This is a genomic window from Nonomuraea sp. NPDC047529 (genome assembly GCF_040642995.1).
GTDB lineage: Bacteria > Actinomycetota > Actinomycetes > Streptosporangiales > Streptosporangiaceae > Nonomuraea.
In genome coordinates this window covers 61,550-86,839 of the sequence record NZ_JBEYTJ010000027.1, presented here as the reverse complement: position 1 = coordinate 86,839, position 25,290 = coordinate 61,550, and the positions used below count along the sequence as shown (strand labels likewise).

At 72.5% G+C, this 25,290-nt stretch carries 22 protein-coding genes and 1 riboswitch; all 22 genes read right to left on the bottom strand.

Annotated features, from left to right (window positions below):
• Positions 1-555: a nucleotidyltransferase family protein gene (locus ABZ815_RS34380; protein WP_357705364.1), complete on the bottom strand. Its 555-nt coding sequence runs from the start codon at positions 553-555 to the stop codon at positions 1-3.
• Positions 552-1,643 (bottom strand): XdhC/CoxI family protein, encoded by a 1,092-nt coding sequence (locus ABZ815_RS34375; RefSeq protein WP_357705363.1) that lies wholly within the window; start codon positions 1,641-1,643, stop codon positions 552-554. The genes ABZ815_RS34380 and ABZ815_RS34375 overlap by 4 nt, the downstream gene beginning before the upstream one ends.
• Positions 1,636-2,709: a VWA domain-containing protein gene (locus tag ABZ815_RS34370; RefSeq protein ID WP_357705362.1), complete on the bottom strand. Its 1,074-nt coding sequence runs from the start codon at positions 2,707-2,709 to the stop codon at positions 1,636-1,638. The genes ABZ815_RS34375 and ABZ815_RS34370 overlap by 8 nt, the downstream gene beginning before the upstream one ends.
• Positions 2,702-3,568, bottom strand: a complete 867-nt coding sequence (locus ABZ815_RS34365; protein WP_357705361.1) for a MoxR family ATPase — start codon at positions 3,566-3,568, stop codon at positions 2,702-2,704. Before ABZ815_RS34365 ends, ABZ815_RS34370 begins: the two co-directional genes overlap by 8 nt.
• A 98-nt stretch (positions 3,569-3,666) precedes the next feature.
• Positions 3,667-4,125: a PH domain-containing protein gene (locus tag ABZ815_RS34360; RefSeq protein WP_357705360.1), complete on the bottom strand. Its 459-nt coding sequence runs from the start codon at positions 4,123-4,125 to the stop codon at positions 3,667-3,669.
• A gap of 19 nt (positions 4,126-4,144) precedes the next feature.
• Positions 4,145-4,612, bottom strand: a complete 468-nt coding sequence (gene ribH / locus ABZ815_RS34355) for a 6,7-dimethyl-8-ribityllumazine synthase (protein WP_357705359.1) — start codon at positions 4,610-4,612, stop codon at positions 4,145-4,147.
• Entirely contained in the window at positions 4,609-5,850 is a 1,242-nt protein-coding gene (locus ABZ815_RS34350; protein WP_357705358.1) for a bifunctional 3,4-dihydroxy-2-butanone-4-phosphate synthase/GTP cyclohydrolase II, read from the bottom strand. Before ABZ815_RS34350 ends, ribH begins: the two co-directional genes overlap by 4 nt.
• Positions 5,847-6,494, bottom strand: coding sequence for a nicotinamide mononucleotide transporter family protein (locus ABZ815_RS34345; protein WP_357705357.1), 648 nt, complete (start codon positions 6,492-6,494; stop codon positions 5,847-5,849). The genes ABZ815_RS34350 and ABZ815_RS34345 overlap by 4 nt, the downstream gene beginning before the upstream one ends.
• Positions 6,491-7,081 (bottom strand): riboflavin synthase, encoded by a 591-nt coding sequence (locus ABZ815_RS34340; RefSeq protein ID WP_357705356.1) that lies wholly within the window; start codon positions 7,079-7,081, stop codon positions 6,491-6,493. Before ABZ815_RS34340 ends, ABZ815_RS34345 begins: the two co-directional genes overlap by 4 nt.
• Complete coding sequence (gene ribD, locus ABZ815_RS34335; RefSeq protein ID WP_357705355.1) at positions 7,081-8,253, bottom strand: bifunctional diaminohydroxyphosphoribosylaminopyrimidine deaminase/5-amino-6-(5-phosphoribosylamino)uracil reductase RibD; 1,173 nt, start codon at positions 8,251-8,253, stop codon at positions 7,081-7,083. Before ribD ends, ABZ815_RS34340 begins: the two co-directional genes overlap by 1 nt.
• A gap of 105 nt (positions 8,254-8,358) precedes the next feature.
• A riboswitch (FMN riboswitch) is annotated at positions 8,359-8,489 on the bottom strand.
• Positions 8,490-8,566: 77 nt separating this feature from the next.
• On the bottom strand, positions 8,567-9,376 hold the full coding sequence (locus tag ABZ815_RS34330; protein WP_357705354.1) for an oxygenase MpaB family protein: 810 nt from the start codon (positions 9,374-9,376) through the stop codon (positions 8,567-8,569).
• A gap of 94 nt (positions 9,377-9,470) precedes the next feature.
• Positions 9,471-11,180 carry an ABC transporter family substrate-binding protein gene (locus ABZ815_RS34325; protein WP_357705353.1) on the bottom strand — a complete coding sequence of 570 codons (1,710 nt, stop codon included), beginning with the start codon at positions 11,178-11,180 and terminating at the stop codon, positions 9,471-9,473.
• Positions 11,177-13,246, bottom strand: a complete 2,070-nt coding sequence (locus ABZ815_RS34320; RefSeq protein WP_357705352.1) for an ABC transporter ATP-binding protein — start codon at positions 13,244-13,246, stop codon at positions 11,177-11,179. The genes ABZ815_RS34325 and ABZ815_RS34320 overlap by 4 nt, the downstream gene beginning before the upstream one ends.
• The gene (locus ABZ815_RS34315; RefSeq protein WP_357705351.1) at positions 13,243-14,082 is read right to left on the bottom strand and encodes an ABC transporter permease; all 840 of its coding nucleotides are present in this window, start codon (positions 14,080-14,082) and stop codon (positions 13,243-13,245) included. Before ABZ815_RS34315 ends, ABZ815_RS34320 begins: the two co-directional genes overlap by 4 nt.
• Complete coding sequence (locus tag ABZ815_RS34310) at positions 14,083-15,060, bottom strand: ABC transporter permease (RefSeq protein ID WP_357705350.1); 978 nt, start codon at positions 15,058-15,060, stop codon at positions 14,083-14,085.
• A gap of 920 nt (positions 15,061-15,980) precedes the next feature.
• Positions 15,981-16,634 (bottom strand): ribulose-phosphate 3-epimerase, encoded by a 654-nt coding sequence (gene rpe / locus ABZ815_RS34305; RefSeq protein ID WP_357705349.1) that lies wholly within the window; start codon positions 16,632-16,634, stop codon positions 15,981-15,983.
• Positions 16,635-16,756: 122 nt separating this feature from the next.
• Positions 16,757-18,214, bottom strand: a complete 1,458-nt coding sequence (locus ABZ815_RS34300) for a transcription antitermination factor NusB (protein ID WP_357705419.1) — start codon at positions 18,212-18,214, stop codon at positions 16,757-16,759.
• On the bottom strand, positions 18,201-19,130 hold the full coding sequence (gene fmt, locus ABZ815_RS34295) for a methionyl-tRNA formyltransferase (protein WP_357705348.1): 930 nt from the start codon (positions 19,128-19,130) through the stop codon (positions 18,201-18,203). The genes ABZ815_RS34300 and fmt overlap by 14 nt, the downstream gene beginning before the upstream one ends.
• 2 nt (positions 19,131-19,132) lie before the next feature.
• Complete coding sequence (gene def, locus ABZ815_RS34290; protein ID WP_357705347.1) at positions 19,133-19,681, bottom strand: peptide deformylase; 549 nt, start codon at positions 19,679-19,681, stop codon at positions 19,133-19,135.
• A 28-nt stretch (positions 19,682-19,709) separates the two neighbouring features.
• Complete coding sequence (locus ABZ815_RS34285; protein WP_357705346.1) at positions 19,710-21,065, bottom strand: hypothetical protein; 1,356 nt, start codon at positions 21,063-21,065, stop codon at positions 19,710-19,712.
• 37 nt (positions 21,066-21,102) lie between these two features.
• Positions 21,103-22,590 (bottom strand): hypothetical protein, encoded by a 1,488-nt coding sequence (locus ABZ815_RS34280; RefSeq protein WP_357705345.1) that lies wholly within the window; start codon positions 22,588-22,590, stop codon positions 21,103-21,105.
• A 49-nt stretch (positions 22,591-22,639) separates the two neighbouring features.
• Complete coding sequence (locus ABZ815_RS34275; RefSeq protein WP_357705418.1) at positions 22,640-25,063, bottom strand: primosomal protein N'; 2,424 nt, start codon at positions 25,061-25,063, stop codon at positions 22,640-22,642.
• Between the last annotated feature and the right edge of the window lie 227 nt (positions 25,064-25,290).

Genomic DNA, 25,290 nt, shown 5'->3' with positions numbered 1-25,290 from the left:
CTAGCGGTCTTTCAGCAGGTCCAGGTCCTGCGGCGTGTCGATGTCGGCCGGGTCGCCGTGCTCGTCGCAGGCGACCTCGGTGACCAGCTCGGGGTGCGCCTTCATGAACGCCCGCGCCCCCACGTCGCCCACCGCCAGCTCCGCCACCCCGGCGAAGTGCTCGCGGGCGATCAGCACCGGGTTCGCCCGCCGCCCGCCGTACGTGGCCACCGCCAGCCCGGCCCCCGACTCCGCCAGGGCCCGCACCGCGCCGGCCCGTACGAGGGGCTGGTCCACCAGCGCGACCACCACGGCCTCGGCCTCCGGCGGCAGCGCGGCCAGCCCGGTCCGCAGCGAGGAGCCCATACCGGTGCGCCAGTCCGGGTTGCGCACGCTGACCGCCCCGCGCACCTGCGCCGTGGCCGCGCCGAGCACGACCACCACCGGATGGCAGCCGCCCTCCTCCAGCAGCCGCACCCCGCGGTCGACCAGCCGTTCGCCGCCGAACTCCACGAGCGCCTTGGGCGTGCCCAGCCGGGCGCCCTCCCCCGCGGCGAGCAGCAGCCCGGCGATCACGAGGACTCCCCGTGGATGCGCCCGCCGGTCTGCGACAGCGGCCGGCCCGAGCCGCCCCACCGGAGCTGGATCAGCTCGGCGGCGATCGACACGGCCGTCTCCTCCGGGGTGCGGGCGCCCAGGTCGAGGCCGATCGGCGATCTCAGCCGGGCCAGCTCGGCCTCGGTGAGCCCGGACTCGCGCAGGCGGGCCAGCCGGTCCTCGTGCGTACGGCGCGAGCCCATGGCGCCGATGTAGCCCGCCCGCGTCCGCAGGGCCACCTCCAGCAGCGGGACGTCGAACTTGGGGTCGTGGGTCAGCACGCAGATCACCGTGCGCTCGTCCACCTGCACCGAGGCCAGGTAGTCGTGCGGCCACTTGACCACCACCTCGTCGGCCTCCGGGAAGCGCTTGGCGGTGGCGAAGACCGGCCGCGCGTCGCAGACGGTGACGTGGTAGCCGAGGAACTTGCCCACCCGGGCGACGGCCGCGGCGAAGTCGATCGCGCCGAACACCAGCATGCGCGGCGGCGGCGCGAACGACTGGACGAACACCGACAGGTCGTCCAGCCGCCGCTCGCCGCGGCCGCCGTAGTGCCTGATGCCGGTCAGGCCCTGGGCGAGCATGCCGCGGGCGTCGTCGTCCACGGCCTCGTCGAGGCGGTCGAGGCCCAGGGTGCCCGAGGAGCGGTCGGGCCAGACGATCCGGCGGGCGCCCATCGTGCCGGGCCCGGAGACGATCGTGGCGACGGCGACCGGGTGGTGGGCCTCGACCGACGCCGCGATCTCGCCCAGCTCGGGGAAGGTCTCGATGGAGACCGGCTCGACCAGGATGTCGATGATGCCGCCGCAGGTCAGGCCGACGGCGAAGGCGTCGTCGTCGCTGACCCCGTAGCGCTGCAGGACGGGCGTGTCGGCCTCGGAGGCCAGCTCGAAGACCGCGCCCTCGACGCATCCGCCGGAGACGCTGCCCACCACCTCGTCACCGCGCACCGCCATCGCCGCCCCCGGCGGGCGCGGCGCGCTGCTGAACGTGCTCACCACGGTCGCCAGCCCGAACCTGAGCCCCGACCTCCACCACCGCATGATCTCCGGGAGCACGTCACGCATGGGCGAGCCTTTCGCTGAGTTCCTCGTAGGCGGCCAGACTGTGCCCGGCCACCAGGTCGTCCAGGTACGGCAGGGCAGCCCGCATCCCCCCGGTCAGCGGCTGGTAGTCCTCATACCCCTTGTGCGGATTGACCCAGATGAGCCGGTACGCCTGCCGGGCCAGCCTGGCGAGCTGGGCGCCCAGCAGCGCGGGGTCACCCCGTTCCCAGCCGTCGGAGGCGATGACCACGATCGCCCCCCGGGCGCTGTGCCGGGTCAGGTACTCCTTGAACTCCTCACCGAGCCTGGTTCCTCCGCTCCAGTCGGGGATGGCCGCCGACACCTCGTTCAGCGCCGTGCCGGGGTCGCGGTGGCGCAGCCCGGCGGTGACCTCGGTGAGCCGGGTGCCGACCGAGTAGACCCTCGTGGCCCGCGGCTCGCTCCTGACCAGCGCGTGGGCGAAGCGCAGCAGGGTCTCGGCGTAGGGCGCCATCGAGCCGCTGACGTCCACGAACAGCACCACCCGCCGGGGCCTGGTCGTGTGCCGCCGGCGCCGGAGCCGGGCCACCTCGCCGGTCCGCAGCGCCTCGCGCACCGTGCGACGCCGGTCCAGCCCGCCCCGGTGGGCCTGCTCGAAACGGCGTGAGCGGCGCGCGGCCCGGCCGTTCCTGAGCAGGGCCAGCATGCGGTGCACCTCGGCCCGTTCGGCCTCGGTGAGCCGGGCCACGTCCCGGTGGCGCAGCACCTCGGCGCGGCTGGCCGTGGCCGGGGCCGTGCCGTCCTCGCCTTCTTCCGTGCCGCCGCCGTCGCCGGCCACCGGGTGCCTGGTGACGCTGGTCGTCCCGGTACGGGCCGCCGTCGCCCGCCGCCCCCCGAAGTACGCGGCGAAGCAGCGGTCGTAGCGGGGCAGGTCGTCGGGTGTGGCGCACAGGGTGAGCCGGCCGGCCCAGTAGACCTCGTCCCGGTCCTCGACGTCGAGGTGGCCGAGGGCCTGGAACAGGCTCCGCGTACGTTCGTGGTCGGCGTCCACCCCGGCCGCGCGCAACGTCCTGACGAAGCCCGTCACGGTCCGGACCAGCTCATCCATGCGACAGCAGCCCGTTCCCCAGGACGGCGGCGACGTCCTCGCGGTACTTCAGCGCCGCGCCCAGCGTGGCGGCGGCCAGGTCGGGGTCGAGCTCCCTGGCCCCGAGCGTCAGCAGCGCCTCGGTCCAGTCGAGCGTCTCGGCCACGCCCGGCGGCTTGACCAGGTCCGCCCGCCGCAGCCGCTCGGCCGCCTTCGCGACCTGCAGGGCCAGCTCCTCGGTGCAGCCGGGCAGGCGGCGCAGCAGGATCGCGACCTCGCGGTCGAAGCTCGGGTGCTCCAGCCAGTGGTAGAGGCAGCGCCGCTTGAGCGCGTCGTGCACCTCGCGGGTGCGGTTGGAGGTCACCACGACCACCGGGGGCGTCTTCGCCCTGATCGTGCCCAGCTCGGGGATGGAGACGGTGAAGTCGGAGAGCACTTCGAGCAGGAACGCCTCGAACTCGTCGTCGGCCCGGTCGATCTCGTCCACCAGCAACACGCTCGGCTGGGTCTCCACGGCCTTCAGCAGCGGACGGGCGATCAGGAAACGGCGGTCGTAGATCTCCCCCTCCAGCCGGGCGGCGTCGGTGATCCCGGCGGCCTCGGCGGCCTTGAGGTGGAGGAGCTGGCGGGCGAAGTCCCAGTCGTACAGGGCCTGGGACGCGTCGAGGCCCTCGTAGCACTGCAGCCGGATGAGCGGGGCCTTCAGCAGCGTCGCCAGGGTCTTGGCCAGCTCGGTCTTGCCGACGCCCGCCTCCCCTTCGAGGAACAGCGGGCGTCCCATCCGCAGCGCCAGGAAGGCGGCCGTGGCCAGCCCTCGGTCGGCCAGGTAGTCGTGCCGGTCAAGCAGCTCGGTGAGCTTGTCCGGCGACTCGATGTCCATTGCCCTGATTGTCCGCCGCAGCACGCCTTCAGGCTACGTCGCCACCCCGGTCCGGCGATATCGGCTCGCCTTCATCGCCGGGTTTCAGGCGCCAGGTTTCAGGCGCCGGACTCGGCGGCCTCGCCGCGTTCGCGGATCAGCGCGGCCAGCTCGGCCGTGGCCCGGCGGGCGCGGGCCTTCTCCGAGCCCTGGATGCCCATGGCGCCGATCGTCCGGCCGTCGGAGAAGTCGATCTTCGGCCACGGGTCGCCCACCAGCAGGGTCACGTCGATGACCTCGGGCCAGGTGTAGCGGTGGACGCGCAGGGCGTTGACGATCGTCAGGCCCTTCTCGTCGGCCTCCACCCGGACCCGGCCCAGCAGGTGGAGCACGTACGCCACCGCCAGGCCGAAGCCCACGATCGCCACCCGGTCGGGCAGCTTGAACGGGTCGGCGATGAAGATCGCCATGAGGACCGCCCCCGCCACGACCAGCGCGGCGAAGACATAGGGCACGATCCGGCCCCGGCTGGGACGCCAGGTCACGGGCAGGGGCGGCGGGGTAACGGGCTCGGGCACGAGGGAAACCTACCGCAGCTCAGTGGAGGTCCCTCAGGAGGAGTGCGGTCTCCAGGGCGGCCATGGCCGACTCGTACCCCTTGTCCTCCTTGCTGCCGGGCAGTCCGGAACGGTCGAGGGCCTGGTCCATCGTCTCGCAGGTGAGCACGCCGTTGCCGACGGGCGTCTCCTCGTCGAGCGAGACGCGGGTCAGCCCGCTGGTGACCGAGTCGCAGACGTAGTCGAAATGGGCGGTCTCGCCCTTGATGACCGCGCCGAGGGCGACCACCGCGTCACAGCGCCGGGCCAGGGCCTGCGCCACGACGGGGATCTCCAGCGAACCGGCCACGCGGACCACGGTCGCGGTGGCGCCGCTGTCGTCGCACGCCTGCACCGCCCGCGCCACGAGCTGGTCGGTGATCTTGGCGTGCCAGCTCGCCGCCACCACGCCCACGACCAGGCCGGCCGCGTCCACCACGGCCACGCCTGGACGGCCCTCTCCACTCATGACGCCTCCGAGATCTCGTGCGGGACGCTGGAGGCGATGTCGTGGCCGAGCCGGTCGCGCTTGGCCTCCAGGTACCGTTCGTTGTGCGGGTTCAGGGCCACGGGCATGGGCTCGCGGCCGAGCACCTTGATGCCGTAGCCGTCCATGCCCTTGAGCTTGGCCGGGTTGTTGGTGAGCAGCCGCACCGAGCGCACCCCGAGGTCGGCGAGGATCTGCCCGGCGTTGGAGAACTCGCGGGCGTCCACCGGCAGCCCCAGCTCGACGTTGGCGTCGACGGTGTCGCTGCCGTTGTCCTGGAGGCTGTAGGCCTTGAGCTTGGCCAGCAGGCCGATGCCCCGGCCCTCGTGGCCGCGCAGGTAGACGACGACGCCGCGGCCCTCCTGCGCGATGGCGCCCATGGCGTGGTCGAGCTGCACGCCGCAGTCGCAGCGCAGCGAGCCGAACACGTCGCCGGTCAGGCATTCGGAGTGGGCCCTGACCAGGATGTTCTCGCCGCCGCCGAGGTCGCCGTAGACGAGCGCGACGTGCTCGCCGCCGTCGAGGGCGCTGGCGTAGCCGTAGGCCCGCCACATGCCGTACGCGTTGGGCAGCCGGGTCTCGGCGACCCTGGTGACCATGCTCTCGGCCCGGCGGCGGTGGTCGACGAGCTGCTCGATGGAGACCAGCGCCAGGTCGTGCTCGTCGGCGAAGCGGCGCAGCTGGGGCAGCCTGGCCATGGTGCCGTCGTCGTTGACCACCTCGGCCAGCGCCCCCGCCGACGACAGCCCGGCGAGCCTGGCCAGGTCGACGGCCGCCTCGGTGTGGCCGCGCCGGGCCAGCACGCCGCCCTCGCGGTAGCGCAGCGGGAAGACGTGGCCGGGCCGGACCAGCTCGTTGGGCTCGGTGGCCGAGTCGGCGAGGGTGCGGATGGTCCTGGCGCGGTCGGCGGCGGAGATGCCGGTGGTGACGCCGTCACGGGCGTCCACGGTGACCGTGTACGCGGTGCGCAGGCGTTCGCGGTTCTGGGCCACCATGAGCGGCAGGCCGAGCCGGTCGAGCTCCTTGCCGTCCATGGCCACGCAGATCATGCCGCTGGTGTGCCGGATCAGGAACGTGCACAGCTCCGGCGTGGCCTTCTGGGCGGCGAAGATCAGGTCGCCCTCGTTCTCGCGGTTCTCGTCGTCCACAACCACGACGGGACGCCCCTGGCGGATGTCCTCGATGGCGCGCTCGATCGGATCCAGCTTGAACTCGCTCATGCCGCTGCCACCACTTCCGGACGGGCGGCGGCGCGGTACTCGCGCAGCCACTTGGCGAAGCCCGTGAGGACCATGACAAAGAACACGCCGTAGACGGCGCCGGAGACGTAGAGGCCGGACTTGAACGCGACCGGCACCCCCACCAGGTCGACCAGCACCCAGACGACCCAGAAGTCGACCAGCGCCCGGCCCTGCGCCCAGGTGGCGACCGCGCCGCCGACGAAGATGTAGGCGTCGGAGGCCACCACGGCCACCGGCGCGCCCGGGTACCACGACAGGTCGAACGCCTTGAACAGGATCGTCACCACCACGGTGCCCACCGCGAGCGCCGCCAGCATCCGCCACCGCTCGCCGCCCGTGGCGGGCCGGACGGCCAGGGCCTGCTCCTGGGTGCCCTGCCGCCACTTCCACCACCCGTAGACGGCCAGCACGGCGAACAGGGCCTGCTTGAGCGCGTTGCCGGTGACGTGCGCGCTGATCGAGGCGAGGAACAACAACACCGAGCCGGTGAACTGCACCGGCCAGGTCCACATGGACTTGCGCATCGCGAACGCCACCGTGGCGAGGGCGAAGACGTTGCCGATCAGGTCGGTCCACTTCACCGGCCGACCCAGGATGTCAATCGATGCGTCCACCCAGCTCATCGGGTGCCCACCAGCCTCTCCACATACTTGGCGATCACGTCGACCTCGATGTTCACCACGTCGCCCACCTGGCGGTCGCCCATGGTGGTCAGCTTCAGCGTGGTCGGGATGAGGCTCACGCCGAAGCTGTCGTCGTCAACCGTCGTGACGGTCAGGCTGATTCCGTCGATCGCGATCGAACCCTTCTCGGCCACGTACCGGCTGAGCGGGCCGGGGAGGGAGAAGCGCAGGTCGTCCCAGTTCTCGCCGGGGGCGCGGGACAGCAGGCGGGCGGTGCCGTCGACGTGACCCTGGACGATGTGGCCGCCGAGGCGCTGGTCGGCGCGTACCGACCGTTCGAGGTTGACCGCCGAGCCCGCGGTGAGGCCGCCGAGCGAGCTGCGGTCGAGCGACTCCCTGATGACGTCGACGGTGAACACGTCATCCTTGACCTCGACGACCGTCAGGCACACGCCGTTGACGGCGATCGAGTCCCCGTGGGCGGCGTCGGAGGTGACGAGCGGGCCGTGGACGGACAGCCGGGCGCCGCCGCCCGCCGGCTCGATGGCGACGACTTCGCCCTTCTCCTCGATGATTCCGGTGAACATCACTTCTCCCTGCCTTGATGCGGAGCGGGCCGCGCGGTCAGCCGCAGATCCGGCCCGATGGGGGAAAACTCGTCGAAGGTGAGGCGGTGGACGCCACTGATCGTGGCGACGCCCGCCGGGCCGAGCGCGGCCCTGCCCTCGCCGAGCAGGGCGGGGGCGAGGTAGGCGTACACGCGGTCGATCAGGCCCTGGCGCAGGAACGCGCCGGCGAGGGTGGGCCCGCCTTCCAGGAACACACTGACCACCTCGCGGGCGGCCAGCTCGCGCAGGAGGGCGTGCAGGTCCAGGCCGCCTCCCGGCTCGTGGCGGGGCAGGCGCAGCAGGCCGGCCTTGAGCCCGGTGCCGGCGTCGTCGGCCACGGCGACCAGCGTGGGGGCCTCGTCGTCGAGGACGCGGGCCGTGGGCGGCGTGCGGCCCTCGGTGTCCACGACGACCCGCAGGGGTGGCCGGGCGCCCAGCGGCCGGCCGGCCAGCGGCGGGCTCCCCGCCAGCAGCGCCCCCGCGTCGCCCTCCTCGGCGTCGTGCGCGGGTTCGGGGAGGCGGACGGTGAGGTGGGGGTCGTCGGCGAGGACGGTGCCGACGCCGGCCACGATCGCGTCTGAGGCGGCGCGCAGCCGGTGGACGTCGGCCCGCGCCTGCGGGGAGGTGATCCACTGGCTGGTGCCGTCGGCGGCGGCCGACCTGCCGTCGAGGGTGGCGGCGAACTTCCAGGTCACGTGGGGCCTGCCGAGCCGGGCGTAGGTGAGCCATTCCTCGTTGACCCGCTCGGCCGCCTCGCTCAGCACGCCCCGCGTCACGCTCACCCCGGCCTCGCGCAGCCGGGCCGCGCCGCCGGCGGCCTTCGGGTTGGGGTCGGCCACGGCGACGACCACACGGGCCACGCCCGCGGCCAGCAGCGCCCGGCTGCACGGCCCGGTGCGGCCGGTGTGGTCGCAGGGCTCCAGCGTCACGTACGCCGTTCCGCCCCGCGCCCGCTCCCCCGCCTGGGCCAGCGCCACGACCTCGGCATGCGGCCCGCCCGCGTACGCGTGGAAGCCCTCGCCCACGACCTGCCCGGCGGCCGACAGCACGACGCAGCCGACGACGGGGTTGGGGCTGGTGCCGCCGTGTCCGCGCGCGGCCAGCTCGACGGCGCGCGCCATGTGCGCGGCGTCGGCGGCTGAGATGTCCACCCGGGTCTCCTACTCGCCAGTAGCTTCAAGCCACGGCGGGCCCCGGGGGGTTTTCGGGCGCCTGCACGGCACCACGTCAGGAGCCCGGCTGGGACGCCGGACACCTCGCGCGCTTCCTCCCATCCGGACTTTAACCGTCGGTCCTGGAATTTCACCAGGTCAACCGGCCGATGGCATCGGCCGGGTCGCGGACTGTAACCGCCGGTTCGGACTTTCACCGACCCCGGAGCACGCTAGCTCTCTTCTTGTACCAGTTTGCCATGCCGCTTACGGAAAGCGCGACCGCCCTCGTGCTATTTGAACAAGCGCTCGCTCAGGCAGCCATGAGCTTGCGCGCCCGGCGGGCCGAGGGCGCGTAGCGGACCTGCGCGGGGACCAGACCGATGCCGGTGTGCAGGGCCCGCAACGTGGCCGAGGCCCACAGGTCGCCGACGGGCGTGGCGGGCAGGCCGTACAGGCGGCGGGCCCAGCGCGGCAGCGTGGCCAGGGCCAGCACGGTCAGCGCGGGCACCGCGGGCCGCAGCGCGGACAGCGCGCCGGGCAGCGGGGTGTGCAGCGACAACCGCAGCGGATGGGCGGCCTCGGGCACCAGCCGCAGCTCGGGACGCCGGGCGGCGATGTAGTCGCGCAGCTCGGCCACCGAGCCCGGCACGTCGTCCCCGCTCAGGCCCACGACCTCGGCGGCGCGCCGCCACTCGGCGACGAAGCGGTCGGCGTCGGCGTCGGACAGCCGCACGCCGGCGCGACGGGCGACCGTCAGGTAGGAGTCGACCTCGCCGACGTGCACCCAGCGCAGCGCCTCGGGGTCGTCCAGACGGTAGGTCTCGCCGGTCTCGGGATCATGGGCGGTCAGCCTGGCGTGGATCGCGCGCACCCGGCGGCCGGCCCGCTCGACCTCCGCGTGCGTGCCGTACGTGCGCACCCGGACGAACTCGCTGGTCCGCAGGAAGCGCGCCCACGCCTCCGCCGGGTCGAGCAGCGCCGAGTTCTGCAGCACGCCGCGCATCGCCCTGGGGTGCAGCCCCTGCATGAGCAGCGCGCGGAAGCCGCCGACGAGCTGGATCGGCTCCCCCATCACCCGCCAGGTCACCGACTCGGGGCCGAAGATCCCATAGTCGTCCATAAGTGAACAGTTACCCATATAGGCGGTGAAGCATGCCGAAAACCCCGGCCGAGAACGGCCGGGGGTTTCGTGAGGCTGTCGTGCGGGACGGAGATCAGCCGGTGAAGCCGATCGCCGTGTAGTCGGCGGCCTGGTAGCCGAAGGCGCCGTAGTTGGCCAGCGTCTTCTTGGTCGCCTGGATGTCAGGACGCTGGTACAGCGGGATGGTGTGCACCTGGTCCCAGATCAGCTTGTCGGCGGCGTTGGCCAGCTCGGCGGACTTGGTCGGGTCCATCTCGCCGACCGCGGCGTCGATCGCGGCGTCCAGCGCCGGGTCGCTGCCCTTGGGGAAGTTGGACTCGGAGCCCGACTTGTAGATCTGCGGCAGGGAGCCCATCGGCAGCGGCGTGCCGATCCAGGAGAACGGCACCAGGTCGAAGTCGCCCTTGATGATGAAGTCGGTGAAGAACTTGTCATCGGGGACCGGGCGGATCGTCAGCTTGATCCCGGCCTCCTTGAGCATCGCCTGGGTGAGCTCACCCTCGGTCTTGGCGTAGGGCAGGCCCGCCGGGACGACGAAGTTCAGCGAGAACTCCTTGCCGTCCTTCTTGCGGACGTCGCCCTCCTGCTTCCAGCCGGCCGCGTCGAGCAGCTCCTTGGCCTTGGGCAGGTTGTACTTGCCCAGGTCGCCGGAGTTGTCGACGTACGCCTTGTGGTTGTTCATGAAGACGTGGTTGCCCAGCGTCTGCAGCGGCCAGTCCATGTCCTTGAGGTCGGACTGCGTGATCACGTCACGGTTGATCGCGTACGCGACGGCCTGGCGGACCGACTTGTCCTTCAGGAACTCGCTCTGGTTGTTGACGGTGATGTGCCGCCAGTTCGGGCTGAGCGCCTTGCGGACGTCGACGTTCGGGACTTCCTTGGCCCGCTTGAGGTCGGCGGGGCTGCCCGGCGGGATCTCCACGGCGTCGAGCTCGCCGTTGGCGAAGGCGTTCACCTGCGCGGCGGGCGTCTCGATGGTCCGGAAGATGACCTTGTCGAGCTTGGCCTTGCGGCCCCACCACTTGTCGTCGCGCACCACGGTGAGGGTCTTGGTGCCCTCGTTGATGCTCTCGACCTTGAAGGGCCCGGCGGTGACCGGGATCTTCTGCAGGTAGTCCTTCTCGTACTTCTCCGGGGTCTCCATGTGGGAGGCCGGGTAGAGGTGCGGCGAACGGGAGAACTGCCCCTGCCAGTCGGGGTAGTTCTTGGCGTACGTCACGATGGCGACCTTGTCGGAGTCACCCTTGGTGACCGACTCGATGCGGTCCCAGCCGTCGGTGGAGGCCGGCTTGAACTTCTTGTCCTTGCCGCTGTTGGCCTTCCACGCCGCCTCAAGGTCCTTCCAGGTGATCGGCGTGCCGTCCGACCACTGGGCCTTGTCGTTCAGCGTGTAGGTGACGACCTGCTTGCCCGACGACAGGTCCATCTTGACGTCGGTGAGGTAGTCGGGGTTGGCCTTGAAGTTGGCCTCGGAGTCGGCGACCATCAGCTGCGGCATCAGCGAGTCGAGCATGTCCGCCGTGTCGCGCTGGTTGCCGTCGACGTGGTTGCCGTTCCACTGGCTCGGCCACTGGCCGACCGAGAGGGTGAGCGTGCCGCCGTCCTTGACCTGCTCGTACGCGACGGGGTTGATCGAGATGCCCGGAGTCTCCGACATCTGCTGCTGAGCCTGCTGCGACTGCTCGGCGCTCGGCTTCTTGGCCTCGCCGCCACCACCGCCACAAGCCGCCGCGGCCATGGCGAGGACGGCGATTCCCGCCGCCGCCCGGTAACGAACCTTCACTTTTCCTCCTGATCGTCCGAGGCCGTGATGACCTCGACTTCCTCCGCGTAGTGGCAGGCGGCGCCGTGGTCGACGGCGTTCGCGAGCCGGGCAACCGAGGGCTCTTCGTCCACACAGCGCCCGCGTTCGGCCTCGGTGAGCAGGGCGAACTTGGGGCAGCGGGTGCGGAACCGGCAACCCGATGGCGGGTCGGCCGGGCTGGGCAGGTCACCTTCGAGCAGGATCCGCTTGCGTGTGCGTTCCATCTCGGGGTCGGGCAGCGGGATCGCTGACAGCAGCGCCTGCGTGTAGGGGTGGGCGGGGCGGTCGTAGACCTCCTCGACCGTGCCGATCTCGGCGATCCTGCCGAGGTACATGACCGCGACGCGGTCGGCCAGATGCCGGACCACGGCCAGGTCGTGCGCCACGAACAGGTACGACAACCCCAGGGTGTTCTTCAGCTGGTCCAGCAGGTTGATGACACCGGCCTGGATGGACACGTCGAGAGCCGAGACCGGCTCGTCCAGGACCAGCAGCTTGGGCTCCAGGGCCAGCGCGCGGGCGATGCCGATGCGCTGGCGCTGGCCGCCGGAGAAGCTCTGCGGGTAACGCTCGGCGTACTCCGGCGCCAGGCCCACCAGTTCGAGCAGCTCGGCGACCCGCTCCTTGACGTTCTTGCGCCCGTGGGCGCGCAGCGGCTCGGCGACGATGTCGCCGACCGGCATGCGCGGGTCGAGCGCCGCCATCGGGTCCTGGAAGACGATCTGCAGGTCGCCCCTGAGCGCCTTGCGCCCGGACGGGCCGAGCTTGGCGCTGTCCTGGCCGAGCACGACGATCCGGCCGCTCTGCGGCGGGGCGAGCTGCATGATCTGCTGCAGCGTCGTGGTCTTGCCGCAGCCCGACTCGCCGACCAGGGCCAGCGTCTCGCCCTCGGCGATGTCGAAGCTGATGCCGTCCACGGCGTGCACGGTGCCGACGCGGCGCTTGAACACCGCGCCCTTCATCAGCGGGTAGTGCCGGATGAGGTTGTCGAGCTCCAGCACGGTCGCGCGCTGCTCGCGCGGCACGCGGACCACCTCGCTGACCGGGATGACCGGGACCGGGAACACGTCCGCGCCGGTCAGGCCCTTGTACTCGATCTCGCGGGAGCGGATGCAGGCCACGTGCCTGCCGCCGCCGACGTCGGTGAGCGGCGGCTCCTCGTCGTCGCACGAGTCGATCTTCATCGGGCAGCGCGGCGCGAACGGGCAGCCCGGCGGCAGCGCCGCCGGGGAGGGCGGGTTGCCCTCGATCGGCACCAGTGGCCCCTCCTCGCCGTCGATCCTGGGGATCGAGGCGAGCAGCCCCATCGTGTACGGCATCCGCGGCCGGTAGTAGATGTCGTCGACGTTGCCCTGCTCGACCGGCTTGCCGGCGTACATGACCAGCACCCGGTCGGCCATGCCCGCGACCACGCCCAGGTCGTGCGTGATCATGACGATGCCGGCGCCCGTCTCGCGCTGGGCGGTCTTGAGCACCTCCAGCACCTGGGCCTGGATGGTCACGTCGAGCGCGGTGGTGGGCTCGTCGCAGATCAGCAGGTCGGGGTCGTTGGCGATGGCCATGGCGATCATCGCGCGCTGCCGCATGCCGCCGGAGAACTCGTGCGGGAACGCCTTGGCGCGCACGTCCGGGTGCGGGATGCCGACCAGGTCGAGCAGTTCGACGGCGCGCTTGGCGGCCTTGTCCTTGCCCAGCTTCTGGTGGACGCGCAGCGCCTCGGAGATCTGGTCGCCGATCGTGTAGACGGGCGTGAAGGCCGACAGCGGATCCTGGAAGATCATGCTCATCGACTTGCCGCGGACCTTGACCAGGTCCTCTTCCTTCATCCCGATCAGCTCCTGGCCGTGGAGCTTGACCGAGCCGCTGATCTGGGCGTTGCGCGGCAGCAGACCCATGATCGCCAGGGACGTCACGGACTTGCCCGAACCGGACTCGCCCACGATGCCCAGGACCTCGCCGCGGCCGACCTCGTAGCTGACGCCGCGGACGGCTTCGATGCCGCCGGGGAAGGTCACGGTGAGGTCTTGGACCTCCAGGATGCTCATGAGTTGCTCCCCGGGTCGAGTGCGTCGCGCAGGCCGTCTCCGATGAGGTTGATGCTCAGCACCAGCAGCACCAGGAGCCCGGCGGGGAAGGCGAACAGCCAGGGATAGCCGGTGGCGTTGCGGGAGCCTTCGGCGATCAGCGTGCCGAGCGAGACGTCGGGCGGCTGGATGCCGAAGCCGAAGAAGGACAGCGCGGCCTCGCCGATGACCGCGCCGCTGACGTTCAGCGTGGCGTCGATGATCAGCAAGGAGGACAGGTTCGGCACGATGTGCCGGAAAATGATCTTCCAGCGGGGGATGCCCATGTAGACGGCCGCCTGCACGTACTCGCGCTCACGGAGCGAGAGCGTCATGCTGCGGACCACCCTGGAGGTGATCATCCAGGCGAACGCCGCCAGCAGGACCACGAACCAGAGCCAGGAGGCGCCGCGCAGGCGCGGCGAGGCGATCGCGATGATCAGGAAGCTGGGCAGGACGAGGAGCAGGTCCACGCCCCACATGAGGACACGGTCCACCCAGCCGCCGAAGTACCCGGCGAAGGCGCCGACCACGGCGGCCAGGCCGGTCGAGATGAGCGCCACGAGCAGGCCGATGATGATCGACTTCTGCATGCCGCGCAGGGTGACGGCGTACATGTCCTGGCCGATCGTGGTGGTGCCCCACCAGTGGTCGGACGACGGCGCAGACAGGAAGGACAGGAAGTCCTTGTCCGTCCAGTCGTAGGCGCCGAAGAGGGGGCCGATGTAGGCCAGCGCCACCAGCAGCACGAGGGCGATGAAGCCGTAGCGGGCCTGCCGGTTGCGCAGCATCCGCCCGAGAACAACCTTGGAACGCACTTAGCTCACCCTCACTCGTGGGTCGAGGGCCGCCACCAGCAGGTCCGACAGGAAGCCGGCGAACAGGACGCAGACGGAGGCGAACATGCTGACCGCGGCGACCGAGTTCACGTCGTTCTGGTTGATCGAGTCGACCAGCCAGGCGCCCATGCCGTTCCAGGCGAAGATCTTCTCGGTGAAGGTGGCGCCGGTGAGCATGGTCCCGAAGGCGAAGGCGAAGTACGTCGCCGCGGGGATCAGCGCGGTACGAAGCGCGTGCTTGATCAGGGCCGTCCTGCGCCGCAGGCCCTTGGCCATCGCCGTGCGGACGAAGTCCTGGCCGAGCACGTCGAGCATCATGTTGCGCTGGATGCGGCTGTAGAAGGCGATCGAGCCCAGGCTGAGCGAGATGGTCGGCAGGATCAGGTGGTTCAGCCGGTTGGTGAACTGGTCCCAGCCGGACAGCTTGGGGTTGTACTCGCCGGTGAACTCGATCAGCGTGAAGCCGAGCCCTCGGTTGAGGTTGTAGGCGCTGATCGCCAGCAGCGTGGCCAGCACGAACACCGGCACCGCCATGATCACGAACGAGCCGACACCGATCACCCGGTCGGTGATCCGATATTGCTTGATCGCCGACAACGCGCCGAGCGCCACTCCCAGGACGAATCCCACGATGGTGCCGACCAGCAGCAGCCGGAGGCTGACGGAGATCCGCCGGCCCATCTCGTCGTTGACCGAACCGCCGTTCCAGGTCTTGCCGAAGTCCCCGGTGACGACGCCCTTGACCCAGGTTCCGTAGCGCTCCAGGACGGGCGTCTTGTCGTTGAGGTTGTAGGCGTCGAGCGTGGCGTCGATGACTTCCTCGGCGACAGGAGGCTGGCGGCCCTCGTACGCACCGCGAGGGTTCATGGTCGTCGCGGCGAGCATGTAGGCCAGGCTGGCCGCGATCGCGACCAGGATCAGATTGATCGCCAACCTGCGCAGCAGGTACTTGCCCATTACCCTCCGTTCGCACTGAACGAGGGCCCGGAAACCCCGGTAGGAGAAGACCCCCGCAATGGTAAAAGACCGTCTTACGCCGCGAAAAGTGATGACGCGGAACGGCGATCAAAACGCAGGATATCTAGCCAAACATCACAGTCAGCAATAGTTCGACATAACAGAAAGGTCACTTCGCGTGGTGGGGCCCCGCCGGTGATCATGGGTCGACAAGGGGGTCGACCTGGGGAAACGCGAGCTATCAAGATCGGTAACCCGCGCTATCGGATCAGGCTATGTCACAGAATCCTGACAAAAAATAACCCAATCTCAAAGTGACGCACGTCATACTGATCAATAGGGTAGGGATTGAAATTTCGTGATGTCGCGGCTTTTGATCTCACGTGGGCGGCCGAAGTGGATCGGTCTGAGGGCACGCTGCCGCCCGCCCCGGAGCCGTCCCCAGGACGATCGCCACGCGCTCACGCTCCGCTCACCACCCCGCGCCCGACGAACCGCCGGCCGCGCGGGGGCGTCCATCCACCGCGGCCGAACGCCCGTCCGCGACACCTAGGTCCTCCCACAGCGCCCCACACCCGTAGGGAAGCGCCACACGCCCGCACGAAACGGCAGGCCCGGTTCTCCCGACGGCCACCCAACCCGCGCCCCTGAAGCTGGGCCTCGCACCGCGTCCCGGAGACGCGTTACCGCACCTCGCCGAGCGCGCCCTTGATGCCACACCCCCAGGCCAGGCACGGCCCTGGTGCTGCACCGGGCCGGGCGCGGCTGTGGTGCCGCCGGGCCCGGCGCGGGTCTGGTGCCGCCGTGCAGCACCGTGGGGCGCTCTTGGAGGGACGGGGGCACCACGGGAGTGCGCGAGCACGCCCGTGGCGCGGAAGGGACGCCCCCCGTGGCGGGGGACGCGCCGTGGCGGGGGAAGGTCAGCGGGTGGCGGCGGCGCGCAGGGCGTCGATGGCGGCGACCGGGTCGTCGGCCCCGTAGACGGCGCTGCCGGCCACGAACACGTCGGCGCCCGCCTCGGCGCAGCGCTCGATCGTCTCGGCCGTCACGCCGCCGTCGACCTGGAGCCAGACCGACCCGCCGTGCCGCTCGATCATCGCCCGCGCCGCCCGCACCTTCGGCAGCACCATGTCGAGGAACTTCTGCCCCCCGAACCCCGGCTCCACCGTCATCAGCAGCAGCATGTCGACCTCGCCGAACAGCCCCTCGAACGGCTCCACGGCCGTGGCCGGGTTGAGCGCGAGCCCCGCCCGGGCGCCGAGCGACCGGATCTCGCGCAACGTCCGCACCGGCGCCTTGGACGCCTCCGCGTGGATGGTCACGCTGCCCGCCCCGGCCTCGGCGTACTGGGGGGCCCAGCGGTCGGGGTCGGCGATCATGAGATGGCAGTCGAGAGGGGTCTGCGTTGCCTTGCGGAGGGACTCGACCACGGGCAGCCCGAGGGTGAGATTGGGCACGAAGTGGTAGTCCATGACATCCACGTGCAGCCAGTCGGCGTTCGGCACGGCGGCGGCCTCGTCGGCCAGCCGCGCGAAGTCGGCGGCGAGGATGCTGGGCGAGATCTGTACGGCCATGATGCGCCAGTCTATTGAACCGCCCGATCCACCCCGAACGCCCCTCCCACGACGCCGGCCCCCCGGGTTCAGGACCCCGGACGGCCCTCCCCCCCTGCGCCATCGCGCGGGCGGCTCCGAGGTCAGGGGCGTTTGCGGAGGAGGGCGAGGAACATGGCGTCGGTGCCGTGGCGGTGCGGCCAGAACTGCGCGTGCGGGCCGTCGCCGAGCCCCTCGGCCTCCGGCAGGTAGTCGCGCGCGTCGAGCTGCTCCACGTCGCCCCTGCGGCCCATGACGTCGCCGACCACCACGCGCGTCTCGGCCAGGTGCGGCGAGCACGTCACGTACGCCACCACGCCACCCGGACGCACGGCGTCGAGGGCCGTGCCGAGCAGCCGCCGCTGCAACGCGCCCAGCTCGGCGATGCTGGCCGGGTCGCGCCGCCACCGAGCCTCCGGACGCCGCCGCAGCGCGCCCAGCCCCGTGCAGGGGGCGTCGAGCATCACCCGGTCGAACACGCCGGGCCGCCAGGCGGGCTCGGTGCCGTCGGCGGTGACCACCGAGGCGGTCCTGGTGGTCTGCCAGACCAGCCGCGCCCGGTGGTACTGCACGTCGGCGGCCAGCACCCGGGCCCCGCCCGGGAACGCCACCCCGGCGCCGTCGAGACCGTCGCGGCGCTCGCCGTCGAGGCCCGCCAGGTCGCCGTACGTGGCGACGGCGTCGAGCAGGCCCGCCTTGCCGCCCGGCCCGGCGCACATGTCGAGCCAGAGCTCGTCCTCGCCCTCCAGCGGCACCCGGGTCAGGGCCAGCGCCACGAGCTGGCTGGCTTCGTCCTGGACGGCCGCGCGCGTCTCGGCCACGGCCTCGATCTGCCCGGGATCGCCCTCGCGCAGGTAGGCCGCGTACGGCGAGTAGCGGCCGGGATCGGCCCCCGCCTCGGCCAGCTCCGCCACCGAGCTGCGCCCCGGCCGCGCGACCAGGGTCACCAGCGGACGGACGTTGTCGGCGTCGAGCAGGTCGGCCAGCTCCCCGCCGCCGCCCAGCGCGTCGCGGAAGGCCGAGACGATCCACCGGGGATGTCCGTAGGCGACGGCCAGGTGGCCGACGGGGTCCTTCTCGGCGTCGGGCGCGACGATCGGGATCCAGTCCTCCAGCTCGCGTGAGCCGATCTTGCGCAGCACGGCGTTGACGAACTTGGCCGCGCCCTGGCCGATGCGCAGGCGGACGAGATCGACGGTGGTGCCGACGGCGGCGTGCGGCGGGACGCGCATGCGCAGGAGCTGGTGGGCCCCCAGCCGCAGGGCGTCGCGCACGGCCGGGTCGGGCGCCCGGTCACTGCACATCTCGATGATGGCGTCGTAGGTGCCGAGGCCGCGCAGCGTGCCGTAGGCCAGCTCGGTGGCCAGCGCCGCGTCGCGCCCCCGGATGTCGCGCTCGCGCAGCAGGCGCGGCAGCAGCAGGTTGGCGTAGGCGTCGCGCTCGTCGACGGCCCGCAGCAGGTCGAAGGCGGCGTTGCGGGCGTGGTCGCGGGCGGGGCGGCGGGGACGGCCGGCGCCGCGGGGCTTGGTGCCCGTGGGGCCGCCCCGGTCACGCGAAGGCATCGTCACCCGCGATCCGGACGCCGCGCGCCCACTCGACCGCGCCCATCGCCCGCTTGCCCTGCGGCTGCACCTCGCCCAGCTCGACGGGGTCGGTGGCGGTGCCGACGAGCACGGCGCTCTTCGTGGCGACGATCCGGCCGGGCGCGAGCCGGTCGGCCTGGACGGCGACCTTGGCCGGGCCGAGCTTGACCCGCTGGCCCCTGAACTCGCTCCACGCCCCCGGAGCGGGGGTGCAGGCGCGGATCAGGCGATCGACCCGCATGGCGGGCTTGGACCAGTCGACCCGCGCGTCGGTGACGTTGATCTTGGGCGCGGTGGTGACGCCGTCGAGCGGCTGGGGACGGGCCTCCAGCGCGCCGTCCTCGACGCCGTCGAGCGTGGCGGCCAGCAGGCCGGCGCCGGAGACCGACAGGCGTTCGAGGAGGGAACCGCTGGTGTCGTGGGTCAGGATCTCCTCGGTGACGACCCCGTAGACCGGGCCCGCGTCGAGCTCCTTGACGATCTGGAACGTGGTCGCGCCGGTGATCTCGTCGCCGTGCAGCACCGCGTGCTGGACGGGCGCCGCGCCGCGCCAGGCGGGCAGCACCGAGAAGTGCAGGTTGATCCAGCCGTGGCGGGGCACGTCGAGCGCCGACTGCGGCAGCAGCGCGCCGTAGGCCACCACCGGGCAGCAGTCGGGCTCCAGCGCGCGCAGCGTGTCGAGGAAGGCGGGATCGCCGACCTTGGCCGGGCGCAGCACCTCGATGCCGGCCTCCTCCGCGAGCTCGGCCACCGGCGAGGGGTGGACCTTGCGCCCCCTCCCGGACTGGGCGTCGGGACGGGTGACGACGGCCACGACCTCGTGCCGCGGCGAGTCGATCAGCATGCGCAACGACGGCAGCGCCGTCTCGGGTGTGCCCGCGAAGACCAGCCGCATCGTCAGAGCGCCCTTCCGCCGGTGGCGTGCGGCGACATCTTGATCACGGGGGCGGACAGGCCGCTCCACTCGGCCTCGCGGATGGCCTTCATGGCCAGCTTGCGCTGCTTGGGGTCCATGCGGTCGATGAACAGGATGCCGTCGAGGTGGTCGGTCTCGTGCTGGAAGCAGCGGGCCATCAGGTCGGTGCCCTCCAGCGTGACCGGCTCGCCGTGCATGTCGAAGCCCTTGGCCACGGCGCGGACGGCGCGCGGCGTCGGGTAGCTCAGGCCGGGGAAGGACAGGCAGCCCTCCTCGCCGTCCTCGTCGAGGTCGGAGGACAGGTCGAGGTCGGGGTTGATGAGGTGGCCGAGCTGGTCGTCGACGTAGTAGGTGAACACCCGCAGGCCGACGCCGATCTGCGGAGCCGCAAGGCCCGCGCCCGGGGCGTCCATCATCGTGTCGGTGAGGTCCTTGACCAGCTTGCGCAGCTCCTTGTCGAAGTCGACGACCGGGGCCGCCGCGGTGCGCAGCACCGGATCTCCGAACAGCCGGATCGACTGGATCGCCAAGGGGCTCACTCCTGTTCTCGAACGTTGATCAGCCCAGTTTACCGGCGGTGGGCCGGCGGCCGGTCGTGCCCAGGGAACGAGCCTTCATCGCGGCCTTGCGCGCCGCCTTGGCCACCGCCCGGTCGTCGTGGGTGCCGGCGAGCATGTCGAGCACGGCCAGCGTGTCGGGATGGCCGACCGCGGGCATCTCGCCGACGAGCTTGATCAGGTCTTCGCCCGGCTCGGGCATGTCGAGGCGGCCGGCGGCCGGGCCCGACAGGTGCATGAGCGCGGCGAGGTTGTCGACCGCGATCCAGGTGTGGTCCTCGGCGCTGAGCGGCGGGGCCTCCAGGTCGCGGATGTGCAGCCAGGAGGCGGCGTAGCGGCGCGTGAGCGGGTGGTCGAGCGCCTGCCGCACGGGCTGCTCGGCCTCCGGGCCGAGCTCCTCCAGGATGGCGCCGACCGCGCCGCGCTGCCCGGCGGTGCCGGAGGCGGCGATCTCGATCAGGTCGCGCGCGGCCGCCTCGGGCGGCCGGCGCTCCAGCCAGCCCGCCACGGCGCTCTGCGTGGCCGTGCCCCTCACCAGCGCCTCGACCAGCTCGGCGGCCGACAGGTCGGCGAAGACCTGCACCTCGGCGGCGGTGGGCGCGTCGTGGCCCTCGCGCAGCAGGTCGCGCCGGACGGCCCACACCCCGAGCGGGGTGAGCGCCGTGCGCCCGGCCTCGGTCTGCTCGACCAGCCCGCAGTACGTCAGCAGCGACACCGCCTCCAGCAGCTCGGCCGGCAGCGCGGCGGCCAGCCTGCGCATCTCGACCTGGCCCGGCGCGCAGGCCACCTCGTGCGACTGCAAAATGCCCCTGGCCAGGTTGCCCACGGCCACGCCCGAGCGCACCGAGTAGATCGTGGCCAGCATCTCGGCCAGGTGGTCGTCGACCACGGCCGAGCCGGTCAGGCCCTCGTCGGCGCGGTCGAGGACGTCCATCACCACACCGTCCCAGAACTCCAGCGTGGCCTCGACCGTGAGCTGCATCGACAGCGGGCCGCGCGAGGCCCGGCCGCCGAGGATGCGCAGCAGGCCGGTGTTGACCGCGACGATCCAGATCAGCCGCATCCGCGACTCCTGGAGCCCCAGCTCTTCCGCGGCGGCCCTGGCGTCGGACTCTCCGAGCATGCCGTCGGCGCCCACCTCGCGGCTGCCCGTCCAGGCGGTCAGGCGGATGGCGTCGGCGACGAGCGGCACAGCGGGCACCGCCCGGGCCAGCTCGGCGTCGCTCGCCAGCAGGACGGGCGGGAAGGTCAGCGCCTCGTGCTCCACAGAGGTCTCCTCAGGTGGCCGTGGAGGCACGGCGGCCTGCTCATCGATCAGCTTGCGCAGCTCGGCGAGGTCGAAGACGTTGTTTGCCACCCACGAAACTTACTGCACAGCAGTCACAAGGGCGTACTCAACGGATGGCCCGGGAGCGTGCCTTGAACGCCGCCTTGCGCGCCGCCTTGGCCACCGTGTCGTCGGGGATGGAGCGTCCGAGCAGCTCCAGAACCTCGACCACGTCGGGGTGGTCGACCCGCCACATCTCCTCGATGAGGTGGGCCGGCGGACCGGACGCCGCCATGTTCTCGGCGAAGATCTCCGGATCCTCCCGAGCGGCCGGCATCGCCAGGGCGAGCATGTCGACGCTGACCCAGAGCAACTCCTCCTGGGTGAGCGGCGGCGCGCCGAGACCGCGTGCGGCCAGCCAGTGTATGACGTGCGGGCGCAGCTCCTGGTCGTCGAGGTGCTCGCGGACCTGTGGCTCGGCCTCCGCGCCCAGCCGGTCGACGATGGTGATCGCGATGCCGCGGGCCACGGCGGGCGCGCCGGAGGCGGCGGTCAGCAGCTCGGCCGCCGCCTCGCCCGCCGCGCGGCCGGACAGCCAGCGGGAGATGTCCTGCTCGGCCAGCTCGGCGGGCAGCCCTTCGAGCAGCCCTTCGATCAGGCCGCGCGCGTCGGCCTCGCCCAGGTCGGGGGCGATCGGGGCGTCGAGGCCGAGCGAGAGGTAGTGCTCGCGCAGCCCCCACACCGCCAGGGGCGTCAGCTCGGCGGCCTCGCCGGTGAGGCGGACCATGCCCCACCCGGCCAGCCGGTCGAGCGCTCCGCCCACGTCGACGCCGCCCTCGCCGGAGACCTCCTCCAGGTAGTCGGCGACGACCTGGAGCGGCACCGGCGCCTGGAGGCGGTAGAGCATGTCGAACAGGTCGTAGAGCCCCTCGTCGAGCTCGGCGTGGCCGGTGATCTCGCCGCCGGTGTCGTCCTCCAGCAGGCGGGCCACGGTCTCGGCCCAGGCGCGCAGCGGCCCGCCGTCGGCCGGGTCGCCCGGGTCGCCCGGGGGCGGGCCGCCGGCCAGCCCCGGAACGGCCCGCAGCGCCTCGGCCAGCTCCTCCTCCGAGGCCAGCCGCACGGCGGGCAGCGGGGTGCAGCCCGGACAGTCGCAGGGCGCCTCGCCCAGGTCGGGCAGCTCCCCGGACGGCACCGGCACCGCCTGTTCGAGCGACTCGGGCCCGATCGAGCTGAACAGGCTCTTGGCCATGCCGAAGTTGGCCGTGTCGGCCAGGGCCTCGGGCATGCGCGGAGCGATCTCGTCGAGCCGCGCGCGCATGCCCGCCACGGTGTCCGGACCGACATGGCCGGCGTCGCCGAGGTAGTCGACCAGAGTGCGGGCGGCCGCCACGGTCTCGGGCGCGCTCTCGGGCGGCGCGATCACCTTGCGCGGATAGATGGACAGCAGCAGCTCGTCGAAGGTCTCCGGCGTGAAGTCGCTCAGTTCGTCGACGTCGAGGTAGTCGCTGGCGTAGTCGCAGAGCAGGCGGACCTCGTCCGCGTCCACCTCGACTTCCCGCGCGCGCCCCCATGCGCGCAGGTCGTCGATGGCCTGGTTCACCCATTCGATCGACACAGGGGCACGCTAACGGCTGACCAACAGATGAGCGAATCGGGGAAACGGTCTAAATCAGGTCGAGTGGGTCGACACTCACCCTCACGACATCTGGTGTCTTACGCGCCGCACGCACCCCACTGGCCCCCTTGAGCGCGGCCGACAACGCCGCCCCGCCGCCGCGCCGTACCCGGATCATGGCCCGTTCCAGGCCGGACTCGTCCACGGGGACGGGGCCGAGCACCTGGGCGTCGGGCGGGAGGCGTACCTCGTCGAGCATCTGCCGTACGGCACTGGCCGAACCCGTCAGCGTCGCCATCCGCACCGCGGGCGGGAAGCCCAGCTCGGCCCGGTCGCCCAGTTCGCGTTCGGCGTGCGTGATCGGGTCCCACCGCAGCAGCGCCTGGACGGAGGGCAGCCCGGCGTCCCCGAGCACCACCAGCTCGGCGGACGGCCGCAGCAGCGCGGCGGCGTTCATCCACCGGCGCAGCGTCTCCTCCCCCGCCCGCAGGTCGGCCCGGCCCAGCAGCGCCCACCCGTCGAGCAGGACGGCCGCCGCGTAACCGCCCTCGGCCACGGGCTCGGCGCCGGGCGTGGCGACCACCAGGGCGCGGGCGGCGGGCACGCGGGCCAGCACGCCGTCCCGGCCCGAGGTCCGCACCGGCACCGACGGGAAGGCCCGGCCCAGCTCCTCCGCGGTGCGCCTGGCCCCCGTGACGACCGCCCGCAGGCGGGGGCTGCCGCAGGACGGGCATCGCCAGTCGGCGTCGACCCGGCCGCACCAGCGGCAGTAGGGGGCGGCGTGCCCGGCCCTGAGCGCCAGCGGCCCATGGCACAGCGACTCCCCGCCGCCGTGCGCCGCGGACCCATCCGGCATCCCGGCCATCCCGGCCAACCCGTCGACGGCGGGCGGCAGAGCCCCGGCGCCTGTCCCCGGCGCGTGCAGGGGCAGGCCGAGCGGGACCGCCCCGGACGCCGCCGCCGACAGGATGAGCGCCTCCCCGGCGACCGGCAACGGCCCGCCCCGCCCCTCGGCCCCGGCGGGCGCTCCCGCGCCACCCCGGACGGGTGTCGGCGCGGCGGCGGGGGCCGGTGGTGCGGCGAGGTGCGGGGCGATCCTGGTGGGCGGCAGGACGCACCGCGCCGGGGCACGGCAGTGGCGGCAGGCCAGCGCCGGCAGGTAACCGCGCCTGGGCACCTGCACCAGCACCGGCCCGCTCTCCAGCCCCTGCCGCAGCGCCCGCCAGGCCAGGCTGGGCAGCCTCGCCTGCCGGGCCGCCTGGTCCTTGGCCAGCTCGGCGTCCTCTCCGGCGGGACGCACCCGCGGGGCCACGGTCCTGATCATGGTGCGGGCGGCCACGATCGGCCTGGCCCAGCGCGTCGCGACGAGCTGGGTGGCCTCGGCCGTACGCGCGTAGCCGCCGATCAGCATGGCCGCGCCGGTCCGGTGGGCACGCAGGCCGAGGACCTCCCGGGCGTGGGGGTAGGGGGCCAGGCGTTCGGCGTGCAGGTCGTCGCCGTCGTCCCAGATGGCCACCAGGCCGAGATCGGCCACGGGGGCGAACATGGCGGCCCGCGTGCCCACGACCGCGCGTACCTGGCCTCTGAGGACCTTCAGCCACCGCCTGTAGCGCTCGGCGGGACCCAGGTCAGCCGTGAGCGCCACGTGCCTGCCCGGGCCGAGCAGCCGTTCGAACTCGGCGTCCGCCAGCGCGACGTCCTTGCCGTCGGGGACGACGAGGACCGCTCCCCGCCCGCCCTCCAGCGTCGCGAGCACCGCCTCCGCCATGGCCCCGGCCCAGCCCGTGGCGCCGGGCAGCGCCGACCACACGGCGCGTGGGGCGCGACCGTGGCGCAGCGCGTCAAGGAAGGACGGCCCGGTCGGATAGGCGTCCCAGGCGCTCTCACGCCCCTCCCCCGCACGCTCGGAGGCGTCCCCGCGGCCCTCGCCCGCGGAACCGCCGCCCACGACGCCGGTGTCGCCGTCGGCTGCCTGCTGCTCCCCGATGTCACCCGCACCGCCGGGCGTCTCCTCGACGGTGTCCGGCGAGCCGGCCTCTTGGGAGGAGCCGGGAGCCGGGCCGGCGGGGGGCGGGACCTCGGCCTCGGCCTTGGCATGGCGCGGCGGGACGGCCAGGCGGAGCACGTCGGTCAGAGTGCCCGCGTAACGGTCGGCCACGGCGCGGGCCAGACCCGCGATCTCCGGCGTGAGCACCTGCTCGGGAGAGACCACCCGTTCCAGCGGGGTCAGCTTGCCCTCGTGATCGCTCTCGTCCACCCGCTCCAGCAGGAACGCGTCGATCAGCTTGCCCGCGAACCGGACGCGCACCCGCACCCCGGGCCGGGCCGCCTCGTGCATGGCGGCGGGCACCAGGTAGTCGAAGAGGCGGTCGAGGTGCGGCAGCGGGCTGTCCACGACCACTCGCGCCACCGGCCGCTCGGGCGCCGCGACCACGGCCCCCTTGGTGTCCTTGGACGACGCCGGGGGCCGCACGGCGTCGAGCGGCAGAAGGGCGTCGTCGGAGTGGGTCACGCACTAACGTCTACCAGACCCCGCGCGCCGCCATCCCCACGCCGGCTCGACCGTGAAGAGGAGCACACGACAACAGGCATGCAGGCAGACCACACCGCAGGACGCCGGACACCCGAGATCCGCCAGGACCTGCGACCGAGCCCCCGAAGGCGAACCCGCCCTCAGCGAAGAGGCGGACAGCCGAGCAG

Coding starts and splice junctions, on each gene's coding strand:
- ABZ815_RS34375 (WP_357705363.1), bottom strand. CDS start 1,643: ATGCGTGACGTGCTCCCGGAGATCATGCGGTGGTGGAGGTCGGGGCTC.
- ABZ815_RS34370 (WP_357705362.1), bottom strand. CDS start 2,709: ATGGATGAGCTGGTCCGGACCGTGACGGGCTTCGTCAGGACGTTGCGC.
- ABZ815_RS34365 (WP_357705361.1), bottom strand. CDS start 3,568: ATGGACATCGAGTCGCCGGACAAGCTCACCGAGCTGCTTGACCGGCAC.
- ribH (WP_357705359.1), bottom strand. CDS start 4,612: ATGAGTGGAGAGGGCCGTCCAGGCGTGGCCGTGGTGGACGCGGCCGGC.
- ABZ815_RS34350 (WP_357705358.1), bottom strand. CDS start 5,850: ATGAGCGAGTTCAAGCTGGATCCGATCGAGCGCGCCATCGAGGACATC.
- ABZ815_RS34345 (WP_357705357.1), bottom strand. CDS start 6,494: ATGAGCTGGGTGGACGCATCGATTGACATCCTGGGTCGGCCGGTGAAG.
- ABZ815_RS34340 (WP_357705356.1), bottom strand. CDS start 7,081: ATGTTCACCGGAATCATCGAGGAGAAGGGCGAAGTCGTCGCCATCGAG.
- ABZ815_RS34330 (WP_357705354.1), bottom strand. CDS start 9,376: ATGGACGACTATGGGATCTTCGGCCCCGAGTCGGTGACCTGGCGGGTG.
- ABZ815_RS34320 (WP_357705352.1), bottom strand. CDS start 13,246: ATGAGCATCCTGGAGGTCCAAGACCTCACCGTGACCTTCCCCGGCGGC.
- ABZ815_RS34310 (WP_357705350.1), bottom strand. CDS start 15,060: ATGGGCAAGTACCTGCTGCGCAGGTTGGCGATCAATCTGATCCTGGTC.
- rpe (WP_357705349.1), bottom strand. CDS start 16,634: ATGGCCGTACAGATCTCGCCCAGCATCCTCGCCGCCGACTTCGCGCGG.
- ABZ815_RS34300 (WP_357705419.1), bottom strand. CDS start 18,214: ATGCCTTCGCGTGACCGGGGCGGCCCCACGGGCACCAAGCCCCGCGGC.
- fmt (WP_357705348.1), bottom strand. CDS start 19,130: ATGCGGCTGGTCTTCGCGGGCACACCCGAGACGGCGCTGCCGTCGTTG.